20 protein-coding genes are annotated in these 23,153 nt (G+C 66.0%); 16 read left to right on the forward strand and 4 right to left on the reverse strand.

Going from position 1 to position 23,153, the window contains the following annotated elements:
* Window positions 1-611: 611 nt before the first annotated feature.
* Window positions 612-3,230: a S8 family peptidase gene (locus Q0283_RS01875; RefSeq protein ID WP_298042327.1), complete on the reverse strand. Its 2,619-nt coding sequence runs from the start codon at window positions 3,228-3,230 to the stop codon at window positions 612-614.
* On the reverse strand, window positions 3,227-4,183 hold the full coding sequence (locus Q0283_RS01880; protein ID WP_047691388.1) for an AAA family ATPase: 957 nt from the start codon (window positions 4,181-4,183) through the stop codon (window positions 3,227-3,229). Before Q0283_RS01880 ends, Q0283_RS01875 begins: the two co-directional genes overlap by 4 nt.
* A 267-nt stretch (window positions 4,184-4,450) precedes the next feature.
* On the opposite strand from Q0283_RS01880, the gene Q0283_RS01885 reads away from it, so the two are divergent.
* Together Q0283_RS01885 and Q0283_RS01890 are read left to right on the forward strand one after the other, a co-directional pair.
* On the forward strand, window positions 4,451-4,795 hold the full coding sequence (locus Q0283_RS01885) for a sulfate permease (protein WP_298042331.1): 345 nt from the start codon (window positions 4,451-4,453) through the stop codon (window positions 4,793-4,795).
* A gap of 69 nt (window positions 4,796-4,864) precedes the next feature.
* Entirely contained in the window at window positions 4,865-5,860 is a 996-nt protein-coding gene (locus Q0283_RS01890) for a DNA-processing protein DprA (protein WP_298042333.1), read from the forward strand.
* Window positions 5,861-5,933: 73 nt separating this feature from the next.
* Here Q0283_RS01890 and mobF read toward each other — a convergent pair whose 3' ends face one another.
* Complete coding sequence (gene mobF, locus Q0283_RS01895; RefSeq protein ID WP_298042396.1) at window positions 5,934-9,464, reverse strand: MobF family relaxase; 3,531 nt, start codon at window positions 9,462-9,464, stop codon at window positions 5,934-5,936.
* 402 nt (window positions 9,465-9,866) lie between these two features.
* Between mobF and erm the strand changes: the two genes are divergently transcribed.
* Together erm and Q0283_RS01905 are read left to right on the forward strand one after the other, a co-directional pair.
* Window positions 9,867-10,694: a 23S ribosomal RNA methyltransferase Erm gene (erm, locus tag Q0283_RS01900; RefSeq protein WP_298042336.1), complete on the forward strand. Its 828-nt coding sequence runs from the start codon at window positions 9,867-9,869 to the stop codon at window positions 10,692-10,694.
* Window positions 10,691-11,170 (forward strand): helix-turn-helix transcriptional regulator, encoded by a 480-nt coding sequence (locus Q0283_RS01905; protein ID WP_298042338.1) that lies wholly within the window; start codon window positions 10,691-10,693, stop codon window positions 11,168-11,170. Before erm ends, Q0283_RS01905 begins: the two co-directional genes overlap by 4 nt.
* Here Q0283_RS01905 and Q0283_RS01910 read toward each other — a convergent pair.
* Window positions 11,151-11,747, reverse strand: coding sequence for a TetR/AcrR family transcriptional regulator (locus Q0283_RS01910; RefSeq protein WP_298042341.1), 597 nt, complete (start codon window positions 11,745-11,747; stop codon window positions 11,151-11,153). The two genes, Q0283_RS01905 and Q0283_RS01910, sit on opposite strands and share 20 nt — an antisense overlap.
* A 59-nt stretch (window positions 11,748-11,806) precedes the next feature.
* Between Q0283_RS01910 and Q0283_RS01915 the strand changes: the two genes are divergently transcribed.
* From Q0283_RS01915 to Q0283_RS01965, 12 genes are all read left to right on the forward strand, one after another.
* Complete coding sequence (locus Q0283_RS01915; RefSeq protein ID WP_298042344.1) at window positions 11,807-12,886, forward strand: GNAT family N-acetyltransferase; 1,080 nt, start codon at window positions 11,807-11,809, stop codon at window positions 12,884-12,886.
* 133 nt (window positions 12,887-13,019) lie between these two features.
* The gene (locus Q0283_RS01920; RefSeq protein WP_298042346.1) at window positions 13,020-14,369 is read left to right on the forward strand and encodes an MFS transporter; all 1,350 of its coding nucleotides are present in this window, start codon (window positions 13,020-13,022) and stop codon (window positions 14,367-14,369) included.
* A gap of 54 nt (window positions 14,370-14,423) precedes the next feature.
* A complete protein-coding gene (locus tag Q0283_RS17595; protein WP_366133755.1) occupies window positions 14,424-14,879 on the forward strand; it encodes a helix-turn-helix transcriptional regulator in 456 nt (151 codons plus the stop codon).
* 208 nt (window positions 14,880-15,087) lie between these two features.
* Complete coding sequence (locus Q0283_RS01925; RefSeq protein ID WP_298042349.1) at window positions 15,088-16,173, forward strand: ArdC-like ssDNA-binding domain-containing protein; 1,086 nt, start codon at window positions 15,088-15,090, stop codon at window positions 16,171-16,173.
* On the forward strand, window positions 16,170-17,090 hold the full coding sequence (locus Q0283_RS01930; protein ID WP_298042351.1) for a bifunctional DNA primase/polymerase: 921 nt from the start codon (window positions 16,170-16,172) through the stop codon (window positions 17,088-17,090). Before Q0283_RS01925 ends, Q0283_RS01930 begins: the two co-directional genes overlap by 4 nt.
* A gap of 17 nt (window positions 17,091-17,107) precedes the next feature.
* Window positions 17,108-17,923: a DUF2637 domain-containing protein gene (locus Q0283_RS01935; protein WP_298042354.1), complete on the forward strand. Its 816-nt coding sequence runs from the start codon at window positions 17,108-17,110 to the stop codon at window positions 17,921-17,923.
* Window positions 17,920-18,468, forward strand: a complete 549-nt coding sequence (locus Q0283_RS01940; RefSeq protein ID WP_298042357.1) for a hypothetical protein — start codon at window positions 17,920-17,922, stop codon at window positions 18,466-18,468. Before Q0283_RS01935 ends, Q0283_RS01940 begins: the two co-directional genes overlap by 4 nt.
* A 15-nt stretch (window positions 18,469-18,483) precedes the next feature.
* Window positions 18,484-19,458, forward strand: a complete 975-nt coding sequence (locus tag Q0283_RS01945; RefSeq protein WP_298042361.1) for a hypothetical protein — start codon at window positions 18,484-18,486, stop codon at window positions 19,456-19,458.
* Window positions 19,455-20,498, forward strand: a complete 1,044-nt coding sequence (locus tag Q0283_RS01950) for a ParB N-terminal domain-containing protein (protein WP_298042364.1) — start codon at window positions 19,455-19,457, stop codon at window positions 20,496-20,498. The genes Q0283_RS01945 and Q0283_RS01950 overlap by 4 nt, the downstream gene beginning before the upstream one ends.
* A gap of 45 nt (window positions 20,499-20,543) precedes the next feature.
* Window positions 20,544-21,242 (forward strand): hypothetical protein, encoded by a 699-nt coding sequence (locus Q0283_RS01955; RefSeq protein WP_298042399.1) that lies wholly within the window; start codon window positions 20,544-20,546, stop codon window positions 21,240-21,242.
* Between the two features lie 7 nt (window positions 21,243-21,249).
* Window positions 21,250-22,866 (forward strand): M23 family metallopeptidase, encoded by a 1,617-nt coding sequence (locus tag Q0283_RS01960; protein ID WP_298042368.1) that lies wholly within the window; start codon window positions 21,250-21,252, stop codon window positions 22,864-22,866.
* A 6-nt stretch (window positions 22,867-22,872) separates the two neighbouring features.
* Window positions 22,873-23,139, forward strand: coding sequence for a DUF6112 family protein (locus tag Q0283_RS01965; RefSeq protein WP_298042370.1), 267 nt, complete (start codon window positions 22,873-22,875; stop codon window positions 23,137-23,139).
* Window positions 23,140-23,153 lie beyond the last annotated feature (14 nt).

The raw sequence follows: 23,153 nt of genomic DNA on the forward strand, positions 1-23,153 counted from the left end.
CGTGGCGGTACCCCGGCAGCAGTGACACGCTGGGACAGCAAAAAGGCCCTTCCTCAAGTGAGGAAGGGCCTTTCTTCTGGTGGACCTAGCGGGAGGCTTGTCGAAACTTGCCCCGCCGGTGATTCAGATGTCGCGAGCACACCAGTCCATCCGCGCGAGAAAGCACAAGACGCACCGCCGGAGGCACCAACCGCAGCAGGCGCCGCGAGCGTCCGCAGACCTCCTCCAGCGAGCGGAAGCCGCTTACGTTGCCGGCGGGTCCCTGAAGGCTGTGGCCCGGCAAGTTGGCCTCGGACACGAGCGACTCTCTCGCCTCCTGCGAGAGGGCGGTGTCGTCCTCCGCAACCACTCCCCGTCGATCAGCGAGATTCGGCTGATGCGGTCCATGTATGAGCAGGGGGCTTCACTGGAGCGTGTGGGCAACAAGTTCGGCTACACCGCGGGGACAGTCCGCAAACACTTGATCGCCGCCGGTGTCATGATGCGCGACACGCACGGTCGTGTCTGAATGGAGCCCCCCCACGGTTTCGGCAAGAGCTCAAGACATCATGGCCAACGCTGATGTTTCCAACAGGAGCTGGGTCCGAGTATGCAGTCCTTCGCCGTTCATATCAGCTCTGTACCCGGCCGCGCGCGCGATCGCGGGCTTGCTGCCGCAGTCTTGCCCGTACTTCGTCGTGGATCGTGGTCGAGGTCTGCTCTGCTGTCTCGATGGAGACCACGAGTGCGTATCGCACCGTCTTACCAGCACCAAGGTGTTGGGCGTCGTCCATGCATTCAACGTGGATCGGGAACGTGTCATCGTCGCCGAAAACCATGGCGCGGCTGCCTTGGACGATCTCGTGTTGGAGGCTCCCTCGCCTGACCGAGTTGTGCTCCGCATCAATGCGTTCTCCGCCTGCGAGTTGCTTGTCTGGAGTGGCGAAGTACACCTTCGCACTTCGGTAGCGGTTGAGCCGACTGACAGTGGGGGCCATGTACGCCAGGGTGATGGTGAGGCGATGCCATTCTGCGCGTGCACGAAGCGAAGGCGGGAGTGGCAACTCATAGGTGTGACGTTGGTCGCCGGCTATCAGCCCTCCGCTGACTAGGACTGCTCTGTTTGTGGCCCCAGCGCCGAGTCGATCTGTGTCGAGGCGCCCGTAGCCCAGAAGCGCGGTCAGGTGTCGACGAGCTTCCTGCTTGCTCAGCTTGAGTTCGCGGCGCAGTTGCGGTTCCCAATCGCCCCAGCTTGTCGCATGGGCAAGGAGGGCTCTCACTAGTAGGGGATGATATTGAGGATCTGGCAGCGGCGCGTCTTCTGAATCGTCGGAGCCAGCTTCAAGGACATCGAAGAGTCGGCTGGCCTCGCGCGTCACCAGTGCCGTTGCGTTGCTCGTGCCGACGCTGAAGACGGTGTGGTTGGTTGCGCCTGCTCGCCCAGGTGCAGCCACCTGGAGCCCCGGACCGGTAGTTGCGGTCTGGGCCAGTTCCACGGCAACGGTTTCTAGGCGATCGGCTGGAATGACAGGGCGGGTGTAGAGCGCTCTGCCACCGGTGTGATGCAGGTCGGGCTTGACTGATCGATCGACGCCGGGTCCCGTCGCGCCGTAGTGGGCAGGTCCGTTCGGGTGCGTAATGTCCCAGGCGGTGTCTGGTACGTCGATATCGCCGAGTCCGTCGGTGTGGGTCGCTCCGATGGTGAGTGCGTTGAGAGCATCTCCTGGAGGGAGGATGCCGCGCAACAGCGCACTGTCGTGGAGGGTTCGGATTGCAGCGGATCGAGCGGATTCGGGGTCGCTGGCCACGGTAACGGGAATTGTGATTGGGCCGAGGTGATTGCCAGCGCTGACGATGAACAGCAGGTTGTAGGAGTGAGCTAGCCAGTCGAGTAGCCGGCCAACAGGGCTCATCCTTCTCACGAGCGCTCGTGCTTGGGACCCGATCGAGAGGTTGATGACGCGCACGCTGGGTGCGACAGGGTCGTGGCCGGCATCACCTTCAACGATTCGCTTGACCGCGCGGTGTAGCAGGTCAGGGAACAGCCTGTCTGGCAGGGTCTGTTCGTGTCCTGACATGAACTCGTGGGGTTGCATGATTGGACGCACATAAAGGGGCCGGTCGATCGGTTCACTGCGGGTGGCAAGGTCTCCATGAATGATCAAGGACGCCATCGCCGTGCCGTGGTAACGAGAGGCCAGCGGGTAGTCCTCGCCAAGACCATCAGGATCATCGACTACCAGTCGACCTGCGAGGGCGTCATGGTTAGCGAACGGCAACCCATCCAGCAAGGCGACCCTAGGCAACTCAGAAGGGGCACCTCTTCGGGGTTCCAGGTCGAACTGAATACTCGTTTCCGTGGTCGGCGGTGCGACGTGCATAGGGGTGAACGGGCTGACAAACATGACTTCGTCTGTGGCCAGTAGTTGGATCGACTCGGCACCCTCAGTGGTCAGGGAATGAACCTGTTGAATCGGCAGTTCGGCAAGCAGGGCGTGGTAGCTGATCTCCCCGATCTGAGAGCGATCGAGCACACGCCCGCCACTGTCGGCGATGACTTGCTCGACGTGCGCTTGCGCGGTGGCGCGCTGTCTAGCATCGGAGCGGTACCACAGCTCGATTTCAACCATCACAGTGCTCACGGATTGGCCGACGAGGTCGAGCGTCTCTTGCCACTGTTCGCGAAGGCCGGTCTCTCGGATGCGATCCTCTGGCCCCCAGCGTCTGATTGAGGTGAGCTGTTCGAACGCTGTCTTGAACCTGCCGAGGCCACGAGCAAACTTTGTTGTCGGGTCTGTTTGCCAAGTTTTGAACAAGCTGAGGAGTTGATCAATCGCTTTTGCGTTCGACAGCATCAGGTACAGGGAGTGCTGAACGGGCTTGTCCGTACGGCCGCTCTTGGACTCCACCATGTGGAAATCGTCGTCAGGGTCAGATTGCTCCCCGATCAATTCAGACAAGAACTCCAGCCCGTCGACTTTGTCGATCGCGTTGCGGAAATCCGTGACGCTGCCGGCGAGGTCAAAGACCACTACCAAGGCCGGATCTACCTCATCCCGCGCGTCAGGCGAGAGACGTGCGCGCTCGGCATCGAACGCCGAGCGCAGTTCACCAAATTGCGGTGTCAGGCGTGCGCCCTGCCTGCCGCTGGTTGGTTTGGACAAGCGTGGCAGATCGCGTGCCTTTTGTTTTGGTCGGCCTGCAACCTTCGGTGCCCCGAATGCCAGGAAGGGCCGAGGCTCGGCCGTCATCCCGTTGCCTGATCTCGTCTGTGCTCCAGACGTTCTTGGACGATCTTCCGGAGGTTGCTGTCGGGGAGTTCGAGGACTGCTCTGCGACGCACGTCGAGAGCGAACTCTTCCAGTTCGGAGAAGCTAGCTCCCGCAAGTTTGTCCGCCAGAGTGCGCGGGGCAAATCCGAGATCACCGCCCAGCCGGGCGGCGAGGCGTTCGAGAAAGCGCGTCGCTTGAGCACGGCTGGGTGGTTCGAGTTCGGCGCGGATCTGGAAGCGTCGCCATGCTGCCCGGTCGAGAAGCTCGCTGTGGTTTGTCGCCCCGACTAGAAGGACATGCGGAGGCAGCCGGTCGATCTGGAGCAGCAGTGTCGAGACCACGCGCTTGATCTCTCCTGTCTCGTGCTCGTCCGATCGCTCTTTAGCGATGGTGTCAAGTTCGTCGAAAAACAGGACGCAACGGCGCGTCCGTGCGAACTCGAAGGCATTGTCGAGCCGTGCAGCGGTTTCGCCCAAGAAGCTTGAGACCACTCCTTCATAACGGATGACGTAGAAGGGCAGCATCAGTTCTGAGGCGATCGCCTCGGCGACGCTGGTCTTGCCGTTACCCGGCGGACCAGACAACAGGAGTCGGTTGCGGGGCTCGATTCCGTAGCTGCGGAGCAGCTCGGAACGCTTTTGCTCTTCAATCAACTCAGCGACGACCCGACGAGGGACCGGTGCAAGCTCTAGCTCTTCCAAGCGGCGTTGAGGAACGATCTCCTGGATCAGGTCGCGCATAGCTGCCGCATGGTCGTCACGCGGAGCGCTCTGCCCAGTAGTGGTAATCAGCTCGGACAAGCGGTCAGCGACAAGGTGGTGCTGGTTGGCTCGCTCCTCAGCGATTACAGCTTCGACGAGAACGCGAAATCGGTCTCGGTCACCACGTCTCTCCGCTTCGACGAGGTCAAGTAGCAGGTCAGCACGCGCCATCTCTGCCTCCTTGAACCGCTAGCCGTTACCCTTGCTCCATCTTAGCGGCGAGCACCGGGAACCGAGAGAGCCTCGCCGCCGTGGACACCCCGGTCCCCGCGCGACAGCGGCGGGTTCACTTCCCTCGCGACTGCCAGGCAGTATGGTTGCCTGTAGGCGGCCTCTACCTGCGTGGCCCACCGTTGGATGCGGTGGTTGACCTGATGGCTTCGGTCGGAGTGGTCCTCTTGTTTCCTTGTCGCCGGTGACGAGGAGAGGACTGTGCTCATGTTTCGCCTGATCTGGATCGCCAGCATCCACACGCGGGACTTCCTGCACCGCTACATGCCGACCAACATCGTCTTGGACAGGCTCCGCACGCGGCGGGGGCTGAAGTGGGGCGTCCCTGCGATGTTGCTGGCCATCCCGTATCTCGTGGTCGCGAACATCCTGACGATTCTCATCGGCCGCGGTGCGCCTGGTTGGTTCCACTTGCTGGTGCTGCTGTGCATCTGGAACGCGTTCAAGTTCCTGGTCATGGGGCCGGTGAGCGTGGTGCTGTTGGTGCGTGCCCGCACGGCTGAGCGTCGCGACCGGCGCCTGCTGTCACGTTCGCCAGTGCACATGGCCTGACCCTCGCGCGAGGCTCGCGGGCTGTGTTGGCGCACCTACTCGGCGGAGTCTGTTCGAGGAGGGTGCGTCATGTCTGGTGTTACTGGTCTTGGTGTTGACGAGCGTCGTGCCCGGGTGGCGTTGGCGTTGTTGGCGGAGCCGGATGATCCCGTCACGGGAGGGCTGCTGCGTCGCTTGGGTGCGGTTGAGACGCTCGGGCTGCTCGACACCGACACGACCGTGCCTGGGCTGGGTCGGGTTGATAATCGGGTGTGGCGTGACCGTCTCGCCTCACCGGGCAGGCTGGATGGGCTGGACCAGCGGCTGCGTGTGGTTGAGGAGAGCGGGATCGCCACGCTGATCCCGGGTGATGCGCAGTGGCCTCGGGCGCTGGATGATCTGGGCGACCGCGCGCCGTATGTTCTGTTCGTGCGCGGGGCAACGTCGTTCCTGGCGCGGCCAATGCAGGACTTGGTGACGGTCACGGGTTCTCGGGCGGCCACCGCGTATGGGGAGCATGTCGCCGCCGATCTGTCGGGCGACCTCGCAAACCATGAGCGCGTGCTGGTCGCTGGCGGCGCCTTTGGCGTCGAGGCAGCTGTGTACCGCGCAGCGTTGGCGGCCGGTGGGGACACGATCGCGGTGCTCGCCGGTGGGGTGGACCGCCCATACCCGAGCGGGCACCGTGAGTTGCTGGATCGGGTGGGTGATGTGGGTGCACTGGTAAGCGAGCTTCCTCCCGGATCGGTACCGACTCGGCATCGGTTCCTGGCCCGCTCCCGACTGTTGGGTGCCATGTCGGCCGTGACGGTGGTCGTGGAGGCCGGCGCGCGGTCGGGGACACTACGTGTGGCGGCCGAAGCCCACCAGCTCGGACGCCAGGTCGGTGCAGTGCCGGGGCCGGTCACCAGCGTCACCAGTCATGGTCCGCACGAGCTGCTCCGTACCGGCCGCGCACACTTGGTCACCTCCGCTGCCGACGTCGAAGAACTCACCGCCAACCGCGCCACCCAGCGTCCGGGGCTGTCAGCCGAGTTCACACGGCGCGCGTCGCCGGCGGCTGGACCACCGGAACGGTCTCTGTAGCCCGGTCGGCAGACTCATGGGGTCTCGCAGCATCCCTGTGGACGGTGCGAGACCCCTTCTTTGTCCCCTGCTGTTACAGGTCGAGGTGCCGCGTCGCTTGGACGGCGGGGCGCCGACGCTCGTCCCGGAGGGTCGGGCGGGTCAGCGTCCGGAGCGCGGTTTCGGCTCGGGCGCGGTCGATCTTCTGCGCCGTGCCTTCGGGCTGGGCGCCAAGCGGTGCCGGGTCGCTGATCTGGTACCGGTCACGGTAAGCGGCAACGACGAGCGCGCGGCGTCGCCAATGCTGGCGCTCCCGCCCATCGGCTGGGATCGGACCGAGTGCCGTAACCCATGGTTCGTGGGTGTGGACGGCGGCGTCCAAGACTGCTTCTGCTCGAGTTTCGATGAGTTGGCGGCGCTCGGTCAGGGCTTGCTGCATGTCGGGGGTCATGGGGCCGGTGGCTTCGGGAATCAGGCCGGCGATGAGACGCAGGGCCTGGCGGGTGCGGCCCGATCCGGCGGGACGGATGGTGGCGTTGGCGAGGCGGTGGTGGATGACGGAGGCGATGTCGTCGGCGTCGGCGAACCCGCGAGCCTTGATGAGGCGTGGCAGGAGGGTGTCGACGTTGTGGTGGTTGGCTTCGGCCCGGCGCAGTTCCGCGGTCAGGGCGCCGAAGGCGTCGGAGTCGATGACGGCTTGCGCTTGGTCGGTAGTGAGGCCGCTGGTGGTGACGAGGGCGGTCCAGCGGTCGTGTTGGGCTGCGGCGGCGATGGTTTCGTATTCGGCGGCGAGTTGGGCGATCGAGCCCCACCGCTCCTGCTCGGCGGTGATGGTCTCGTGCGCCGACAGCTCAGCACCGCTGTGTTGGAGCACGCCGTAGAGGACCGTGCGGGCGGTAGCGTCAGGATTGTCACCCGGATGCGCAGTGGCGTGATCGTCGGGGCGGTCGAGGACGACGTAGGCCTGGTTCGATTCGCGTCCGCGCGTCATCGCGACATACAGGTTCTCCCTGGTGGTGGTGGGTTCGACGAGGACGTGGGCGGTGTCGGTGGTGATGCCTTGGGCGCGGTGGGCGGTGACGGCGTAGCCGAGGTCGACGTGCTCGGCCACGTAGTCTGCGGGCAGGACGATGCTGTTGCCGAACCGGGTCCCGGGTGGGCGGATCGTGATGGACCCGTCGTCACGTACGGCGGTGATGGTCCAGGTTTGGCCGTTGCGGACCCAGCCGTGCCGGTTCCGCAGCCGCCGGTCGTTGCGGCGGGTGATGATCGTGTCCCCCACACCTGCTGCCGATCCGTCGGACAGGGTGATTTCGGGGCCGGGCTTCAGCGTGCCGTCGAGGATGAGGTCGGCGCGGGCGCGGACGTTGAGGGCGGTGACGTTCTCGCGGGTTTCGGCGATCAGCACCGACGCCAATCCCGCCTGGCGGTCGTGGCGCCAGGCGGTGTAGGCGGCATCGGTCATGGCCTCGGCGTCACCGTCATGGATGCGATCGTGTGCCAGGTAGGTGTCGATGACTGGGGTGCGGCCGTGCCGTAGCTCCAGGGATGCGGTCTTCTCCCAGACGTGGGTGAAGCGGTGGACATCGACCAGTTCGGGAGCATCGTCACGGTCGTGGATCAACAGACTGAACGCACCACCGGCATCGACAGACTGGAGCTGCGCGTAATCGCCGACGAGCAGCACCTTCGCTCCCGCTTCCTCCGCTGCCTGCGTGATCCGGTCGAGCGAGAGGGTGCCTGCGAGGGAGGCTTCGTCGATGATGACCAGCTGCCCGGGCTGGAAGCTGGCGCCGGTGTGTTGGTGGGTGGTCCACCACTTCGCCGTGTTTTCCGTCTGAATGCCCAGATCGTCGGCCAGCACCTGCGCCGCAACCGCCGACGGGGCCAGCCCCACCACCGACCCGGCACCATGCGAGGCCTCCCATGCCCGACGCAAGGCGTTCATCGCGGTCGTCTTACCGGCCCCCGCCGGCCCCACCAACACATCCACCACCCGGCCCGAGACGGCAACCGACGCCAAAGCTTCAGCCTGGTCGGGACCGAGCATCCGGCCCTCGGCATCAGGCTTGCTCGTGATGGTCTCGACGGTGGCGAGGTCGATGCTCGGGCCGGTGGTGGTGCGGGCCCGTTGCAGGAGGCGGTCTTCGGCGGCGAGGAGGGTGTCGGAGGAGAACACGGTCGAGTGCTTCGGCCGAAAGACGCTTGTGCCGTCCGGGCGGCGGAACTCCACCGGACTCACCGCTAGCTCGGGTGGGGTCAGGCGCAGGGACGCGTGTTCGGCAGCGTCGGCGACCATGGCGGTGATGGCTTCGCGGTCCTCAACGGTGGCAAACCGCCACCCCATCGTTTGGCGGGCGGCTTCGGCCATCAGGTTCCAGCGCCGCCACGTCGAGCGCTTCTCACCGACCACCTCGACCACCGACCGCCCCACCTGCTCGATCAGATCCAACGGCACATCATCAGCCCGCAACAACAACTGCCGCTCCCCCGCCGTGACGCTCCGCGCCCACACGGTCGCATCCATACCGAGCTGCTGACCGGCGCGGGTGCGCCACTCGGCCGTCAGCTCCGCCAACGAGCGGACCTGCTTCTCCGGACGCGTCGCGAGCGTGGCCTGCGCACGCAACCGGATCACGGTGGCATCAGATGGCTGCCGTCCGTGAGCGGCCACGTACTCGGCCACCAACCGGTCCTTCTCCACCTCGATCTGCCGCGCCCGCGTGGAAAACTCCGCCACCAGATCCTCGGGAACGTCGGTGATCGCCCACGACGGGTTCCGATCCCGTCCCATCTCCCGCGGCTCCCACGTCACGCCGAACGTGCGGGTCATGTGATCGGCGAACACGGCCTCGTGCAGCTCGGACAACGCGACAACCGCAGCATGCATCGGACGCCCATCCAGACTCCGCCACTTCCCATCCAACACCGTGCGGGCCTTGTTGCTGATCACCACATGCGTATGCAAGTGCGGGTCACCGGCGCGGGAATCGAAGTGATCGAACGCGGTCGCGATGAGCCCGGTGACGTCAACTTGTGCAACCGCGCCATCACCAGCAGTTGCGCCCGTGCGGGTGGCTGCAACCTCGCGCTCCATGAACGCAACCACCGCCGCAACCGCCTCATGATGGGCTTGCGCAATCAACGCCTGCGTCCCCGCGTCCGCAACCGCCCACAACACCGACGCCGACTTCGGCACACTGAACGTGAAATCAAACCCCGCCACCGCACGCCGCGACCCCCGCGCAGCCTCCTCCGCCTCGATCTGCGCCACCACCCGACCCCGCTCCACCACACCCAGCGATGCGTCCAGTTCCGCGACACGGTCCGCAACCCGCTCAGCCGTCGAGCTGTACGCCGGATACGCCCGCCCCAGCGGGTCACCAGTGATCGGGTCCCGTCCCATCCCGACCAGCAACTGAAGCTGTGCCTCTGAGACCTGGGCGCCAGGGGTGAGTCCACCATGCCCCAGAGCGGCCACGCCCGAACCAAGCCAGCGCCCCGGCGGGGTGCCCGCCTCGGCGTAATAACGGGTCAGCGGAGTCGACAACGACCGGTCACCATCGCCGGCCGCCACCGTGCGCAGCAGGTACTTGTAGCCATCGCCGGCCGACATCACCCGCATCGACACCGTCACCCGAACCACCCCTCACCCGGTCGTCACACAGGTGAGCCGGCAGCCTCCCAACCTCGATCTGCAAGACGCGTGGCAGATCTGTCGAGGTCTCTCACGGAACGAATCTCGATGATGCCGAGGCTCTGCGGCCGTGGGTTAGCTCGGGATTCGTACTGGCCAGCATTGATACGGATCTGCGCGTCTTTGAGCAGAGACGGGATATTGAGTCGCTGACCGGCAGCGGGGTCACCTACGCTGGTGGGCATGTTGTTCTACGGCACTGCTTCGCTGCGTCTGCGCAGCCGCTAACAGCGGCGGGCACCCTCCACAGGTTGTTGCTCCCGCACCCGGTGATCACGGCCGGGCGGCTCTTTCAGCGTGCCCGGCTCCGCAACAACCACGGAGCAAACAATGCCTACCTATCGAGGTGGCCGTCATGAGCACGGCCAGAACTTCCTGACTGACCCATCCACCATTGCCACGATCACACGGCTCGTGGCTGCCACCGAGGGCCCGATCATCGAGATCGGCCCCGGTGACGGAGCACTCACCACCCCGCTGGCCCAGCTCGGGCGACCGGTGACAGCCGTCGAGATCGACACTCGGCTCGCCCAACGCTTGACCCAACGACTCCCACCGCACGTGGAGGTCGTCGCCGACGACTTCCTGACCTACCGGCTTCCAACATCTACGCATGTGCTCGTCGGCAACCTGCCGTTTCACCAGACCACGGCCATACTGCGGCGCATCCTGCACTCCCCGGCATGGACCGATGCAATCGTGCTCGTGCAATGGGAAGTCGCGCGGCGCAGAGCGGGCGTCGGCGGTGCCACGATGATGACAGCGCAATGGGCGCCTTGGTTCGAGTTCACGCTGCACAGTCGTGTTCCCGCTCGCGCGTTCACCCCACGTCCGGGAGTCGACGGCGGAATCCTCACCATCCACCGTCGCGAACATCCGCTGCTGTCCCCGACACGGCGACGCCACTTCCATGCCCTGGTCCACCGCGTCTACACCGGCCCCGGCCGCGGGCTCGCCCAGATCCTCGCACGCACCACCACGCTCGACTCACCACAGACCGCACAGGCGTGGCTGACACGCCACGGCATGACCGCTGCAGGACTCCCGAAGGACCTGCCCGTCGAGGCATGGGTGGACTTGTTCAAGACCACCGGTTCTTCCCCGCCTGCACACCGTGCGCAGACGCAGCAGGTGAAGTCGAGGAGGCGCCGTCGATGACCATCGCAGCGCGGCGCCAGGCCTGCCGCTACACGTCAACAGCTAGGAGTGCCACGGAGCACCGTTCCGGTGAAACTTCCACAGAACTGGCAGCGCGGCTGCTCGCAGAAGCACCTCAACGGGATTGGCGACTCCGTGACCTTGCCGCGCTGGTTCACCTCTCGGTGTCACAGCTGGGCAGAGCGTTCACACAACGATTCGGGATGCCGCCCATGCGGTACCTGGCTCACATTCGGGCCCATCGGCTGGCTCACCTTCTGGTCGAGACTGATCTTCCAATCGGCGTCGCCATGACAAAAGTCGGGTGGCGCAGCCGTGGACATGCCGCACGGCAGTTCACCGACGTCGTCGGGATCAGCCCGTCCGAATATCGGCGCACTGCGATTGGGCGCACTCTCACGGAGACCAGCCCGTGGCCATCAGCAACGCAGGGCAGCCCCCAATCAAAAGGCCCCCTCACGACAGGAGTGCCGTGATGCCGTCGGAGAGAATCTCGCGTGGGCTGATGTGGTGCGTCGCGTGGAGCCGCGCATAGGTAGGAGCTTGGTCAGGGTCAATGGCGACGCGCTTCTCGTCAGACGCCATGGGTGCGGTCAGCGAGGCGCCAATCACCAGGTTGGACAATCGGTAGGCCGTTCCCAGCGGATCCGGGGTACCCGCTTGTTCGAGCAGGACGCACATCCGCTCGGAAAGGGCCAGGTACGCCGGGCCCCTGGGAGCGCGCATACCGATGACCTGACCGGCCCACCGGTGGGTCGTGAGGTGCGCGAAGAAGGCGTGCATCAGGGCAGGCAGGTCGGCGTTGCGGATCGACTCGGACATCACGGGATCGTCTGCAAGCGCTGTGTCGAGGGCGAGGTCGAACAGATCGTCGACGGATTCGACGCGCGAGTACAGGCTGGCTGGAGCGACACCCACCTGTTGCGCCACAGATCGCAGGGTGAGGGCCCTCAACCCGCCTTCGTCCAGCAGCCTCACCGATGCCCTCGCAACCTCCCCGATGTCCACTGCGCGGAGGCGTCGCACAGGTTTGCGGTGTTCCCAGTAGCTCACCCCACCAGCCTAACCAAACATGCTTCAGTTAGCTATCCATTCTATGTTAGGTTTAGCGCATGCTGGATGCCACCACCCTCCCGATCACCTTTGAGAACACTCGCCTACGCCCCCTCTCTGAGCTGGACGCAGACGCGTATGCAGCCGGCACCAAGGATGAAGCTGTGCGGCGCTTCGGCCACCTGCCCGAGTCCGACTACACCCCCGAGTCCGTGCGACGGATGATCCGTGACGAGGTTGCTGAGGGTCTGTCGTCCGGCACGCTGGCAGTCCTCGCACTTGCCGACGCCGAGACGGACCGGTTTGTGGGCTCCTTGGTGCTCTTCGACGTCAGCACGAACTCTGCCGAGGTCGGGTTCTGGATGCATCCGGATGCGCGGGGAGCAGGGCACGCTCGTCGGGGCCTGGAGTTGGCATCGTGCTTCGCACGCAACAGTGGACTGCGAACCTTGACAGCACGCACGCTCCTGAAGAACAAGGCCTCCCAGCGGTGCTTGACGAACGCAGGGTTCCATGAGGTCGAGCGAGCCGTCGGGACCACGCCCGCAGGACAGTGCGAGGAACTATTCCATTACCGGCGCGACCTCAAGCCCACCGCCCAGTGGTCGTTGGCGACGGAGCGGCTTCGGCTCCGTCCACATAACGCCGACGATGCCGAATGGCTTCACGAGCTGTACTCGCGACCCGACGTTGCCCGCTACCTGCTGGACGAGCCATGGACCGCGGAGGTCACCCACGACAAGCTCACCGAACGCCTAGCGAAGACTGACATCGATGGCGAGACTGGCGCGCTTGCGCTGGTCATCGAGCATGACGGCGTCCCGATCGGAGACGTCGCGTTGTGGCTCACCGATCACGAGCACCGTCAAGGCGAGATCGGGTGGGTTCTCGACCCGGCGCACGGTGGGCAAGGTTTCGCCAGCGAAGCCGTCCGAGCAGTGCTCGCCCTCGGGTTTGACCACTACCGGCTCCACCGCATCACCGCGCAGATGGATGCCCGAAACAGCGCCTCGGCAGCACTGGCTCGTCGTGTCGGGCTCCGGCTCGAAGCACATCACGTCCAGGACTGGTTCAGCAAGGGCGAATGGACCGACACCCTCATCTTCGCGCGACTTGCCTCCGAGCACATGCGCCAATGATCGGGAGTCTGACTTTCATGCTCCCTGTACGCGGCTCCCAAATCTACCGCGCTCTGACGACGTATCGGCATATTGAAAGGCTGAGATGACTCAAGATCCCCCTGCGCCGGCCTCGCAGCGAACACGGTGGTTCGTGCTCACCGCCGTCTCTCTCGGTTTGCTGCTTGCAACGGTCGACACTTCGATTCTCTACGTGGTCATGCCTCTTCTGACGGACGAGTTGTCGGCGAGCGTAAGTGAGTCACTGTGGATCATCAACATGTACCCCCTCGTCATGACTGGCCTACTGCTGGGCACCGGGACGCTCGGGGATAGGTTCGGACACAAGCTGGTGTTCCAGATTGGCATCAGCGCGTTCGGGATAGCTTCCCTACTCGCAGCCTTCTCTCCAAACGCGTGGGTGCTGATCGTCGCGCGGGCACTACTCGCGGTGGGCGCAGCACTGATGCTGCCCGCGACACTCGCGATCATCCGGTTCACGTTCGAGAACGAGGATGAGCGCAACGTCGCCATCGCTGTTTGGTCGAGTGTCTCGATCGGTGGCATTGCCTTCGGTCCGCTCGTTGGAGGCCTGCTCCTGGAGTGGTTCTGGTGGGGCTCGGTCTTCCTCATCAACGTCCCCTTTGCCCTCGTGACCTTCCTGTTGGCGGCCATGTACGCGCCAGCGGCTCGCGCATCGGCAAGAACGTCCTGGGACTTGCTGTCATCTGTGCTGGCGCTCGTTGGGTTGACTGGCCTAGTCGCAGCGATCAAGCAGGGTGCCGTATCGGCCCCCTCCGGCGCCTTCATTACAGGGGCACTTGCGACGAGTTTCGTCTGCTTCTGGTGGTTCGCACGACGCCAGCGGAGACTCCCAACACCGCTCCTGGATTTCTCGGTCTTCCGCAGCCGATCGGTCGTTGCCGGTGTCTTGGCAGCAGGGCTGGCTACATTCGTCTTTGCCGGAGTTGGGGCGGTGACTTCTCAGCACTTCCAGCTAGTTCGTGGATTCTCACCCCTGCAGAGCGGACTCCTGTTGGCCGCGATCGCGGCGGGCGCGACGGTGACCTCCCTCCTTGCGGGTTCAGTGCTTTCCCGAGTCGGGCCGCGTCGCCTGCTCGGCGCTGGCTGTGTTGTTGCGGGCGGGGGTTATGCACTGGCAACCCTGGTTCTGGAGGCGAACTTGTGGATGTTCGCGGTCAGCCTGTTCCTCGCGGGCACAGGAATTGGAGTCCTGATCACAGTGGCTTCCTCCACGATCATTTCCAACGTGTCTGCTGATCGGGCCGGGATGGCCTCCGGCGTCGAGGAAGTGTCATACGAGTTCGGCAGCCTGATCTCCGTCACGTTGCTAGGCAGCATCTACGCGGCGTTCATGGCCCGTGAACCCTCCTGCGGGACTGAGGGGTACCAGGTTTCGCTGGCGCTCGCAGCGACTGCATGCCTTGTCGGGTTCATGGGCATCGCCCTCCTCTTGCGCAGTGATCGAGCCCTGTCGCGCTAAGCACTCGACCTCCACGCGGATGGGTCTTCGGAGGCTCCCATGAGTCGCAACCGCATGGGGTCTCTACGTCAAGTGGCGGAACCTGACCCTGCTGAGATTGCTGCATCACTACTCAACGACTGGCCGGAAGTGCAATGGACTCTGGAGTCAGTGGCAAGAGAGGTGCACATTTCGCCGTCTCAGTTGGGTAGAGTTTTCGCGCGACGGTACGGGATCAGCCCGATGAAGTACCTGACGCGGGTTCGCTGCGTCCAGCTCGCGACACTGCTCGCGCGCAGCCGACGTCCTGTCGGTGAACTGATGCACGAGGTGGGATGGCGCAGCCGAGGCAATGCTGCGCGACAATTTCGACGCATCACTGGCCTCCTTCCGACTGAGTACCGTGACCAGTCTCAGCAACGCGCTCGCCCCGTCACACCATTCACTGATGGGCACGCCCAGTGCCCGCACTGTGGTCAAGAAGTCGAGATCGCTTCAGTGTTGATGATTCCAAACGCCGCTTCCTTGTGACGATTCTGCTCATCTTTGGAAGCAACGCATGGCCTGATCTCAGCGCACCTGCTAGGCCGGGTATGACACGTCGGGTTCGCAGGAGTTCCTGGCGGTCACTGTAGGGGTTCCTTGTTGTCCGTCTTCTAGTGCTGGTGGTTCCGGCGTACCTGATGGTCACCGGGTCGGTTCTTCGACCCGGTGGACAGGTTCGCGGAAGGAGACCGGCATGGCAACGTCGGGCATGGATGCTCGGGCGGTGCGGGAGGCGAAGCTTGATGCGCTGCATCAACGGCTGACGGGTGCGGTCGAGCAGCTGGTGTCGGGTGAGGATTGGGCCCGGGCGTTGGCGTTCGCGGCCCGGTTTCGGGCGCGGTCGTTCGCGAACACGATCCTGATTTTCACCCAGCATCAGGAGGCTTACGGGCTGGGTCTGGTGCCGGACCCGGTGCCGTCGCATGTGGCCGGGTATCGGCAGTGGCAGCAGTTGGGTCGCCAGGTGTCGAAGGGGCAGCCGGGGTATCAGATTCTGGCGCCGGTGACGGGACGGTTCGCCTCAGCAACCCCGCAGGATGCTGAGTCGTGGCGACGCCTCGGGAAGGGTGAGAAGCCGCGTGCGGGTGAGACGGTGCGCACGAAGATGGTCGGCGTCCGCCCCGCCTACGTCTGGGACGCCTCCCAGACCACCGGCGACCCAATTCCTGAACCGCCGGCTCCGCGGTTGTTGGAAGGGCAGGCGCCCGCTGGATTGTGGGAGGGCCTCGCCACCCAAGTCCAGTCTGCTGGGTTTGAGCTGCGGCTGGTTGCGGATGCATCGGAGATTTTCGGGGCGAATGGGCTGACCGACTACTCCAGTCGGGTGGTGTCGGTGCGTAGTGACATGGATCCGGCCGCGCAGGTAAAGACCCTGGCCCATGAACTCGGCCACGTCCTGTTGCATGGCCCGGACGCTAGTGAGGCGCGGCAGCATCGCGGGATCGGCGAGGTCGAGGCCGAATCGGTCGCGTTGATGGTGGGTGCCGCACATGGCATGGACACCTCCGGCTACACCGTCCCGTATGTCTCGACGTGGGCAGCCCGAGTGGAGGGCCAGGACCCGGTCGAGGTGGTCAAGACCACCGGGGAACGGGTCCGCAAAACCGCGCTGGGGATTCTGGAGCAACTCGACACCACCCAGGTCGGCAACGGCACCCCGCCCGGTCTGGACCGCGACACCCACGCTCGCGAACCCGCGACGCGGCAGGCCCCGGCGGCGCCGGCGGTGTCGGAGCCGGTGGAGCGGGTGGTGTCGGGGCGTGAGGCGGTGGCGCTATGAGCCCGGACCTTTACCAATTGGCCCGGCTTCTCGCTCCTGGTTCGGACAGGTCGCTGGGGCGCGTGGCGAGTGATCTTGCATCGGCGGGTGTGCCGGTGATTCCGTGCGTGCCCGGGCAGAAGCGCCCCCTCACGGCCCGGGGGTTCCACGACGCCACCACCGACCTCGCCCAGATCACGCAATGGTGGACGCGATGGCCGGAGGCGAACCTGGGACTGCCGACCGGGGCGGTCTCCGGTGTCGTGGTCGTGGATGTTGATGTCCGCGAGCACGTGGATGGCCGGGAGAGCATGCGCCGCGCCCTCGATGCGGGGCGGGCAGGTGTGCCGGTGTTCACGGTGGTCTCCCCCTCGGGTGGCCGGCATGGCTACTACCCGGCCACACCAGGTGTGGTGCAGCGGTCGTGGCAGGCTGCCCGGGCCGGTGTGGATTTCCGTGGCGATGGCGGCTACATCGTCATCCCACCCTCACGCACAGATGCCGGGTCGTATCGGTTAGTCACGGTTCGGCAAGGGGCGGCGGGCGGGATCGACAGTGACGCGCTCCGGGACTTCCTCGACCCCCGGCCCGCCCTGCGACCGCGCGCTGCTGATCGCGGCATGGCTCAGAGCGAGCCTGGGGTGGTGGTGTCGCGGCTGGCCGCGTGGGTGGCGGGTTTGGGTGAGGGCGAGCGGAATCGGGGGTTGTTCTGGGCGGCTTGCCGGGCCGCGGAACACGACATCGCACCCGCCACCGCAGTGGAAGCACTCGGTGCGGCTGCCTCCGAGGCGGGGCTCGGTCCGCGGGAGATCGCCGCCACCGTGCGGTCGGCCTACCGCACCACCCACCCCACAACCTCCACAGCATCCAGGCCCACCGAACCAGCGGAGGCGTCGTCGGTGCGGGTGCCGGTGGGCGCGGGTTGGGGGCTGGCGTGAGGGCGCGGCGGTGGGCGGTGCGGACGGCGGTCGCGGGGACGGTGTTCATCGCGATCGGGGCATTCTGGCTGTCCTTCACCGCCCTGGCTGATCTCGCGGCCCGTTCGGGCATCGGGGCAGGTCAGGCGTGGGCATGGCCGCTGATCGTCGACGGCATCATCGTGGTCGCCACCGTCGCCGTGGTCGCTCTGGCTGGGCAGAAGGCTGCTTGGTATCCCTGGGCTCTGTTGATCGGCGGTGCCATCGTCTCGGTCACCGCGAACGCCCTGCACGCCATCGTCGCCGCCGACGGCGATGTCCCGGCCCTGTTGGCGGCGGCGATTGCTGCGGTTCCGCCTGTGGTGTTGTTGGCGATCACTCACCTCACCGTCATTCTCACCCGCGCCACCAGCCCCGAGCCGCAGACCGTGATCTGGCAAACCATCGCCCAACAGAACGACCAGCCCACACCAGCCCCAAGACCGGGCATCGAGGCAGAGCCTATGCCGGCGGCACTCCTGCAGCACGAAGCCAGCGACACCGCTGGCCTTGGCGATGAACGACCGACCACACCGGGAACCGGTCCGTCTCCGATTAAGCACGTCGAGGAGAAGCCCGCGCCCGAGGGTTCGACTCCGACTGCTCGTTATGGGGAGACCGTTCGAGGCGTTTCCGAGATGGCTGGGGTGGGTCGGCGGGAGCGGGCTGCCGGGTTGCGGAGTGAGGGGTGGTCGAACAAGCAGATTGCCGCCGAGCTGGGCGTGCATCCGTCCACGGTGGGCCGCTGGCTCACCTCCACGCCGACGAGAGGTTCTGAACCTGCCACCAGTCCATCGATGAAGGAGGAATCATGAGCACCCACGAACACGAGCACCACCCGGTGGAGCCGCCGGTCCACGACGACTACGGCCCACCCGATCCCGAAGAACTCGCCCTGGCCACCCCCGGCACCCACGCGGAGAACCTCGACCAGGAGACGGTGAGTGAGCGAGGCGTTTTTGTCCCACCCAAGGCGCCGGTGGAAGAGCTCGATGAGCAGCTCGCCCCCGACATCGACGGAGCAGACGCTGGTGCTCCGGGGCTGGGTGAGGGTGCGGAGGGGGTGGTGCCTGAGGCGGTCAAAGCCCGCACCGCCCGGACCACCAGCCGTCCTGTGGGTCGGCAGGTGGGGCGGGGTGTGGAGTGGGTGCGTCCGACCGATCTGATGGCCCGACGTGGCGCCACTGTCGCTGGCCGCGGCATCCACTTCCAGACCGCGCTGAGCCAGAAGACCCGCCACGGCATCACGGTGGGTGCACGGCACGTGGGTGATCGGGCTGGACGGTTGGCGCCGTTGTCGGCCTTCGGCCGGGGCCGGGCCCAGTCGGTGCCGGGTCGGTCCGCGGTGGGGATGAGTTGAGCGTGGTGACCCGCAATGACGAATCTCGCCAACACGACGACACCGCTGCCGCCGCTGTCTGGGGTGGGGGTGCGCACCTGCTTGTCAGGAGGCATCACCATGACCCACACCACAACACCAAGCACAGGCACCGCTGAGACCGGGACGTCGTCGACAACGCCGTCGACACCCCACCCCGACAGTGCTGACTTCCGTACCAGTGAAGGACTGCGGGCTCTGCTGGAGCATCTGACCGAGCACGGATGGCGCAACAATCCCCAAGCCAAAGAGTTGCTGGAGTTTGCGGCGGAGCGGTTCGCACCCCTGGCGCGCAAGCACGGCCTGGATGTGTGGGAGGCCGCATCGGCGGCGTTTGATGTGATGCGCACGCCGGCGGCAAGGAAGGCCGCAGATCCGTGGGCGGTGGTCACGCATGCGGTGCGGATCACCTGCATCTACGAAGAACGCGCCCAAGGGCTCCTGTGTTCAGTCCACCAGGCCCGCCGCGCCCACATCTCCGCCCATCACGACCCCGAACGGTTCTCCGACCGCGAAACACCCCTGTACGAATACCATCCCGCGTTCCAGCTCACCGACCCCCACCACCACGACCAGCAGGAGAACGTGGACGTGGATGCGGGTGTGCAGGCAGCAGTCGCGGACGCGACCGGTTTGTTCGTGCTGCTGGGCTGGCCAGAAGCCTCCGCCCGGGCCGGGGTGGATCACGTCACCAACGCCCTGGCCCGGATCGGGTCCCGGCGCGGCACCTACGAAGCCTTGCGGCGCGACAAACACGCCCGCGCCCTGCTCGACCTCCCCGCCCCGGCCTGGACGTGCCTCCTACGGGTCCTGCTGGGACATCCCGAACCTGCCTACGCCACCACGACGGCCGGGCGCGGAATCCTGCTGCGTCTGCTGCTCGGGGAAACCCTGGCGGACCTGTTGGGTGATGACGCCCTGGTGACCGCGATCGCCCGCGCCACACCGGGACGGGAACGGGTGCGGTCATGACTACCCCGGGGCACATCGAGCTGGACCGCACCGTCGACTCCCTGCAGGTCGGCCGACGTCACCGCGCCGACCTGGGTGACATCGACGCGCTGGCGGCCTCGATCGAGCGCGATGGGTTGTTGCAACCGTTGACAGTCAGCCCCGACGGGGTCCTGATCTGCGGGGCACGCCGGCTGGCGGCAATCAAGCAGCTCGGCTGGCGCACCGTCAACGTGTGGGTCCGCTCCGGCATCTCCGACCGTCTCGGCCACCTGCTGGCCGAACAAGACGACAACGTCCTACACAAGCCACTCACCGCGCTGGAAGCCGCCGCCCTCTACCGCGAACTGAAATCCCTCATGGCCGAAGACGCTGCGCGTCGCAAGGCCGCGACCCAGTTCCGCAGCGACAACCAGCCCGGAACCGACGGTGTGGGAAATTTTCCCGCACCGTCAACACCCACCGGACGCGCCAGTGAACAAGCAGCCGGAATGATCCCCGGCGGGGCCTCGTACAAGACGCTGGACAAGATCGGCTACCTCGAACACGCCGCCACCGACGAGACGCTGCCCGAACACGTGCGGGCAGCCGCACAGCGCGGGTTGGAGCAAATCGACGCCGGCAGCCCCGTGCACCCGATCTACGAGACCATCCGCAACCACACCGCCAGCCCCAATGCTGGCGATGAGGCGTTGCATCAGGCCGCAGCCGACGCCCTCGCCCGCATCCAATCCAGTGACAGACCGAAGCCCGCCCCAGCCAAGAAGCCCAAGAACGACAGTGAGGATGCGCCGGTGCAGTACCCGGTGCGGGCGTTCGTGGTGACGTGGACCGAACTGGATCAGTGGTGGACCCACTACGACCCGGCTGTGCTCGCCGTCGAACTCACCGACGAGCAAGTCGCCACGTTCCTGCGCGTGATCGAACACACCGTCGCGTTCGCCGACGCCCTCCAAGCCGCCCTCACCAACCCCGACGACACCACCACCGCCGCCTCCGGCCCTGTCGATGAGCAGGATGACGGACCGGCGGGTGGCCGTCCGCAGCTGCGCGCCATCTAGCTTCTGCCTGCTGGTGTGTGGGGTGGGTGGGTGCACCTGCTGGGCATGGACACTTCTGATCGTTCGTCGCGTCGCCGGCTCGTGCTGATCGCTGCCGGCTCGGTCACGGCCCTGGTGTGCGGGGTCGGGATCTACGGCCTCGCTACCGGACCCCACACCCCCACCAGCACCCCGGGCACCTCACCGACCATCACCACCAGCCCGTCACCCTCCTCAACCACCACCGCCACGGCGAGCCCTTCAGCATCAGAGGCGCCGTCGGTGCCACCGGTGGCGCGCAGTGCTGATCCGGAGCAGTTCGCTCGCAATGTCGCGACCACACTGTTTGCGTGGGACACCACCACCGGTCTGCTGCCGCTGGACTACACCTCGACGATCCTCGCCGTCGGGGACCCCAGCGGCGCCGAACAAGCCGGCCTCGCCACCGACGTCGCCGCCTACCTGCCCTCGCGGACCGCATGGCAGGACCTGCGTAAATGCGGCACCAGTCAGCATCTGACAATCGACCGCGCCTACATCCCCGACCAGTGGGGCGAAGCCCTCGCCCAGGCACCCGAGGGCCAACTCGCACCCGGCACGGTCGCCTACACCATCGAGGGCACCCGGCACCGCACCGGAACCTGGAACGGCGAACCGGTCACCTCGGCCCACAAGGTGGAGTTCACGGTGTTCGTGGTCTGCTCGCCGACCTACGACACCTGCCACCTACTGCGCCTGTCGCAACTGGACAACCCGCTGCGGTGACCCGGCCGTGAAGAAACTCGCCGTCATCGCTGCCGTGCTCGTGCTGTTCAGCCCCGCCCTCCTGCTCTTGGGGGTCGGGATGATCTTCAGCCCCGGCGCCAACGCCTCCTGCACCACCAGCACCAGTGGCCCGTCGGTGGTGGGGCCGGTGCCGGACTCACTGGACGTGACGACCGCTGACGGGCAGACCTTCACGCTGAACACCACCCAGCTCACCCATGCCGCCACCATCATCCAGACCGGCTCCCAAATCGAAGGTGTCACCCGCGACGGGCTGCAGATCGCGCTCATGGCCGCCCTCACCGAGTCGAACCTGCGGATGCTGGCCAACACCAGCGTCTACCCCGACTCCGGGAACCACCCCAACGACGGGGACGCCTCCGACCACGACAGCCTCGGCCTGTTCCAGATGCGACCCCAAGCCGGATGGGGAACCGTCACCGACCTCATGGACCCCGTCTACCAGGCCCGCGCGTTCTTCGGCGGACCCACCGGCCCCAACCACCCCTCACCCCGCGGCCTGCTCGACATCCCCGGCTGGCAGGCCCTGTCGAAAGGCGAAGCCGCCCAAGCTGTCGAAGTCTCCGACTACCCCGACCGGTACGCGAACTACGAGCCCGTCGCCGAACAGATCCTCACTACCCTCACCACCCCCAGCACCACCAGTCCACCATTGCCGGAGACCGGGCGTGTGGTCTTCCCGCTGCCCGAGGGCACCTGGGTCGCCACCTCGCCGTTTGGGATGCGCGTCCACCCCATCACCGGGGAGAACAAGCTCCACACCGGCGCGGACTACTCCGCCCCCGACGGCACCCCCATCCTCGCCGCCGCCGACGGCATCGTCACCCACGCCTCGATGTCGGGCGGGTACGGCGGGCTGATCATCATCGAACACACCATCGGCGGGCAGAAGGTCGCCACCGCCTACGCCCACCTGTGGGAGACCGGCTTTCACGTCAACGTCGGCGACACCGTCACCGCCGGACAACACATCGGCGATGTCGGCTCGGCCGGCTACTCCACGGGCGCGCACCTGCACTTCGAACTCCGCCAAGGGGGAAGCGACGGCGAGTTCACCGACCCCCAACCCTGGCTCGACCAACACACCACCGGCAATCTCCCAGCCCCCACCACGCCGGTCGAGCAGGAAGGCTGCAACCCGGCCGCGACCCAGCCCGCGCCGCCCCAAGGACCCGATGCCGGAGACCCGGACCGCAAGGTCGATGACCCCACCACCGACGGGCAGATCACCGCCCGCATGCTCCACGTCTACACCCAAGCCCTCACCGCCTACCCCGACAGCTCCTGGGCCTGCTACTCACCCCGCCCCGGCACCAAATCCGAACACCCCCTCGGCCGGGCCTGCGATGTCACCTTCGGCAACGCCATCGGCACCCGGCCCACACCCCAGCAACTCGAATCCGGATGGGCGCTGACGAACTGGCTCAAAGACAACGCCGAAACACTCGGCGTCGAGTACCTGATCTGGCAAGGCCAGATCTGGTCACTCGCTCGCGATGCCGAGGGCTGGCGTCCCTACAACGGCGGTGGCATGCACGACCCCAACGACGTCACCGGCGGCCACTACGACCACGTCCACATCACCGTGAAGGAAGGCAGCTGAACACTCGTGAACATCTACCCCGACTTCGGCGCCTTCGGTGACAACACCACCCTCCACAACGTGATCGGCGCCCTCTTGACGTTCGTCCTCGTCACCGCCGTCCTCACCATGCTCATCTCCGGCATCACCTGGGCCATCGCCACAGCGAACGGCAACCACACCACCGCCACCAAAGCCCGCACCGGACTCCTCGTCGCCCTCGGCACAGCCACCCTCGCCGGCGCCGGCATCACCTGGCTCAACTGGCTAATCGCGCTTGGTGATCAGCTTTAGCGACTGAGCCAGGG

Origin of the sequence: uncultured Citricoccus sp. (assembly GCF_937871995.1) — a bacterium.
In the GTDB taxonomy this organism is placed as follows: Bacteria; Actinomycetota; Actinomycetes; order Actinomycetales; family Micrococcaceae; genus Citricoccus.

What these genes read in the sequence shown, in the direction of transcription:
- Q0283_RS01875 (WP_298042327.1), bottom strand. Translation starts at nt 3,230, where the DNA reads ATGACGGCCGAGCCTCGGCCCTTCCTGGCATTCGGGGCACCGAAGGTT.
- Q0283_RS01880 (WP_047691388.1), bottom strand. Translation starts at nt 4,183, where the DNA reads ATGGCGCGTGCTGACCTGCTACTTGACCTCGTCGAAGCGGAGAGACGT.
- Q0283_RS01885 (WP_298042331.1), top strand. Translation starts at nt 4,451, where the DNA reads ATGTTTCGCCTGATCTGGATCGCCAGCATCCACACGCGGGACTTCCTG.
- Q0283_RS01890 (WP_298042333.1), top strand. Translation starts at nt 4,865, where the DNA reads ATGTCTGGTGTTACTGGTCTTGGTGTTGACGAGCGTCGTGCCCGGGTG.
- mobF (WP_298042396.1), bottom strand. Translation starts at nt 9,464, where the DNA reads ATGCGGGTGATGTCGGCCGGCGATGGCTACAAGTACCTGCTGCGCACG.
- erm (WP_298042336.1), top strand. Translation starts at nt 9,867, where the DNA reads ATGCCTACCTATCGAGGTGGCCGTCATGAGCACGGCCAGAACTTCCTG.
- Q0283_RS01905 (WP_298042338.1), top strand. Translation starts at nt 10,691, where the DNA reads ATGACCATCGCAGCGCGGCGCCAGGCCTGCCGCTACACGTCAACAGCT.
- Q0283_RS01915 (WP_298042344.1), top strand. Translation starts at nt 11,807, where the DNA reads ATGCTGGATGCCACCACCCTCCCGATCACCTTTGAGAACACTCGCCTA.
- Q0283_RS17595 (WP_366133755.1), top strand. Translation starts at nt 14,424, where the DNA reads ATGGGGTCTCTACGTCAAGTGGCGGAACCTGACCCTGCTGAGATTGCT.
- Q0283_RS01925 (WP_298042349.1), top strand. Translation starts at nt 15,088, where the DNA reads ATGGCAACGTCGGGCATGGATGCTCGGGCGGTGCGGGAGGCGAAGCTT.
- Q0283_RS01930 (WP_298042351.1), top strand. Translation starts at nt 16,170, where the DNA reads ATGAGCCCGGACCTTTACCAATTGGCCCGGCTTCTCGCTCCTGGTTCG.
- Q0283_RS01940 (WP_298042357.1), top strand. Translation starts at nt 17,920, where the DNA reads ATGAGCACCCACGAACACGAGCACCACCCGGTGGAGCCGCCGGTCCAC.
- Q0283_RS01945 (WP_298042361.1), top strand. Translation starts at nt 18,484, where the DNA reads ATGACGAATCTCGCCAACACGACGACACCGCTGCCGCCGCTGTCTGGG.
- Q0283_RS01950 (WP_298042364.1), top strand. Translation starts at nt 19,455, where the DNA reads ATGACTACCCCGGGGCACATCGAGCTGGACCGCACCGTCGACTCCCTG.
- Q0283_RS01955 (WP_298042399.1), top strand. Translation starts at nt 20,544, where the DNA reads ATGGACACTTCTGATCGTTCGTCGCGTCGCCGGCTCGTGCTGATCGCT.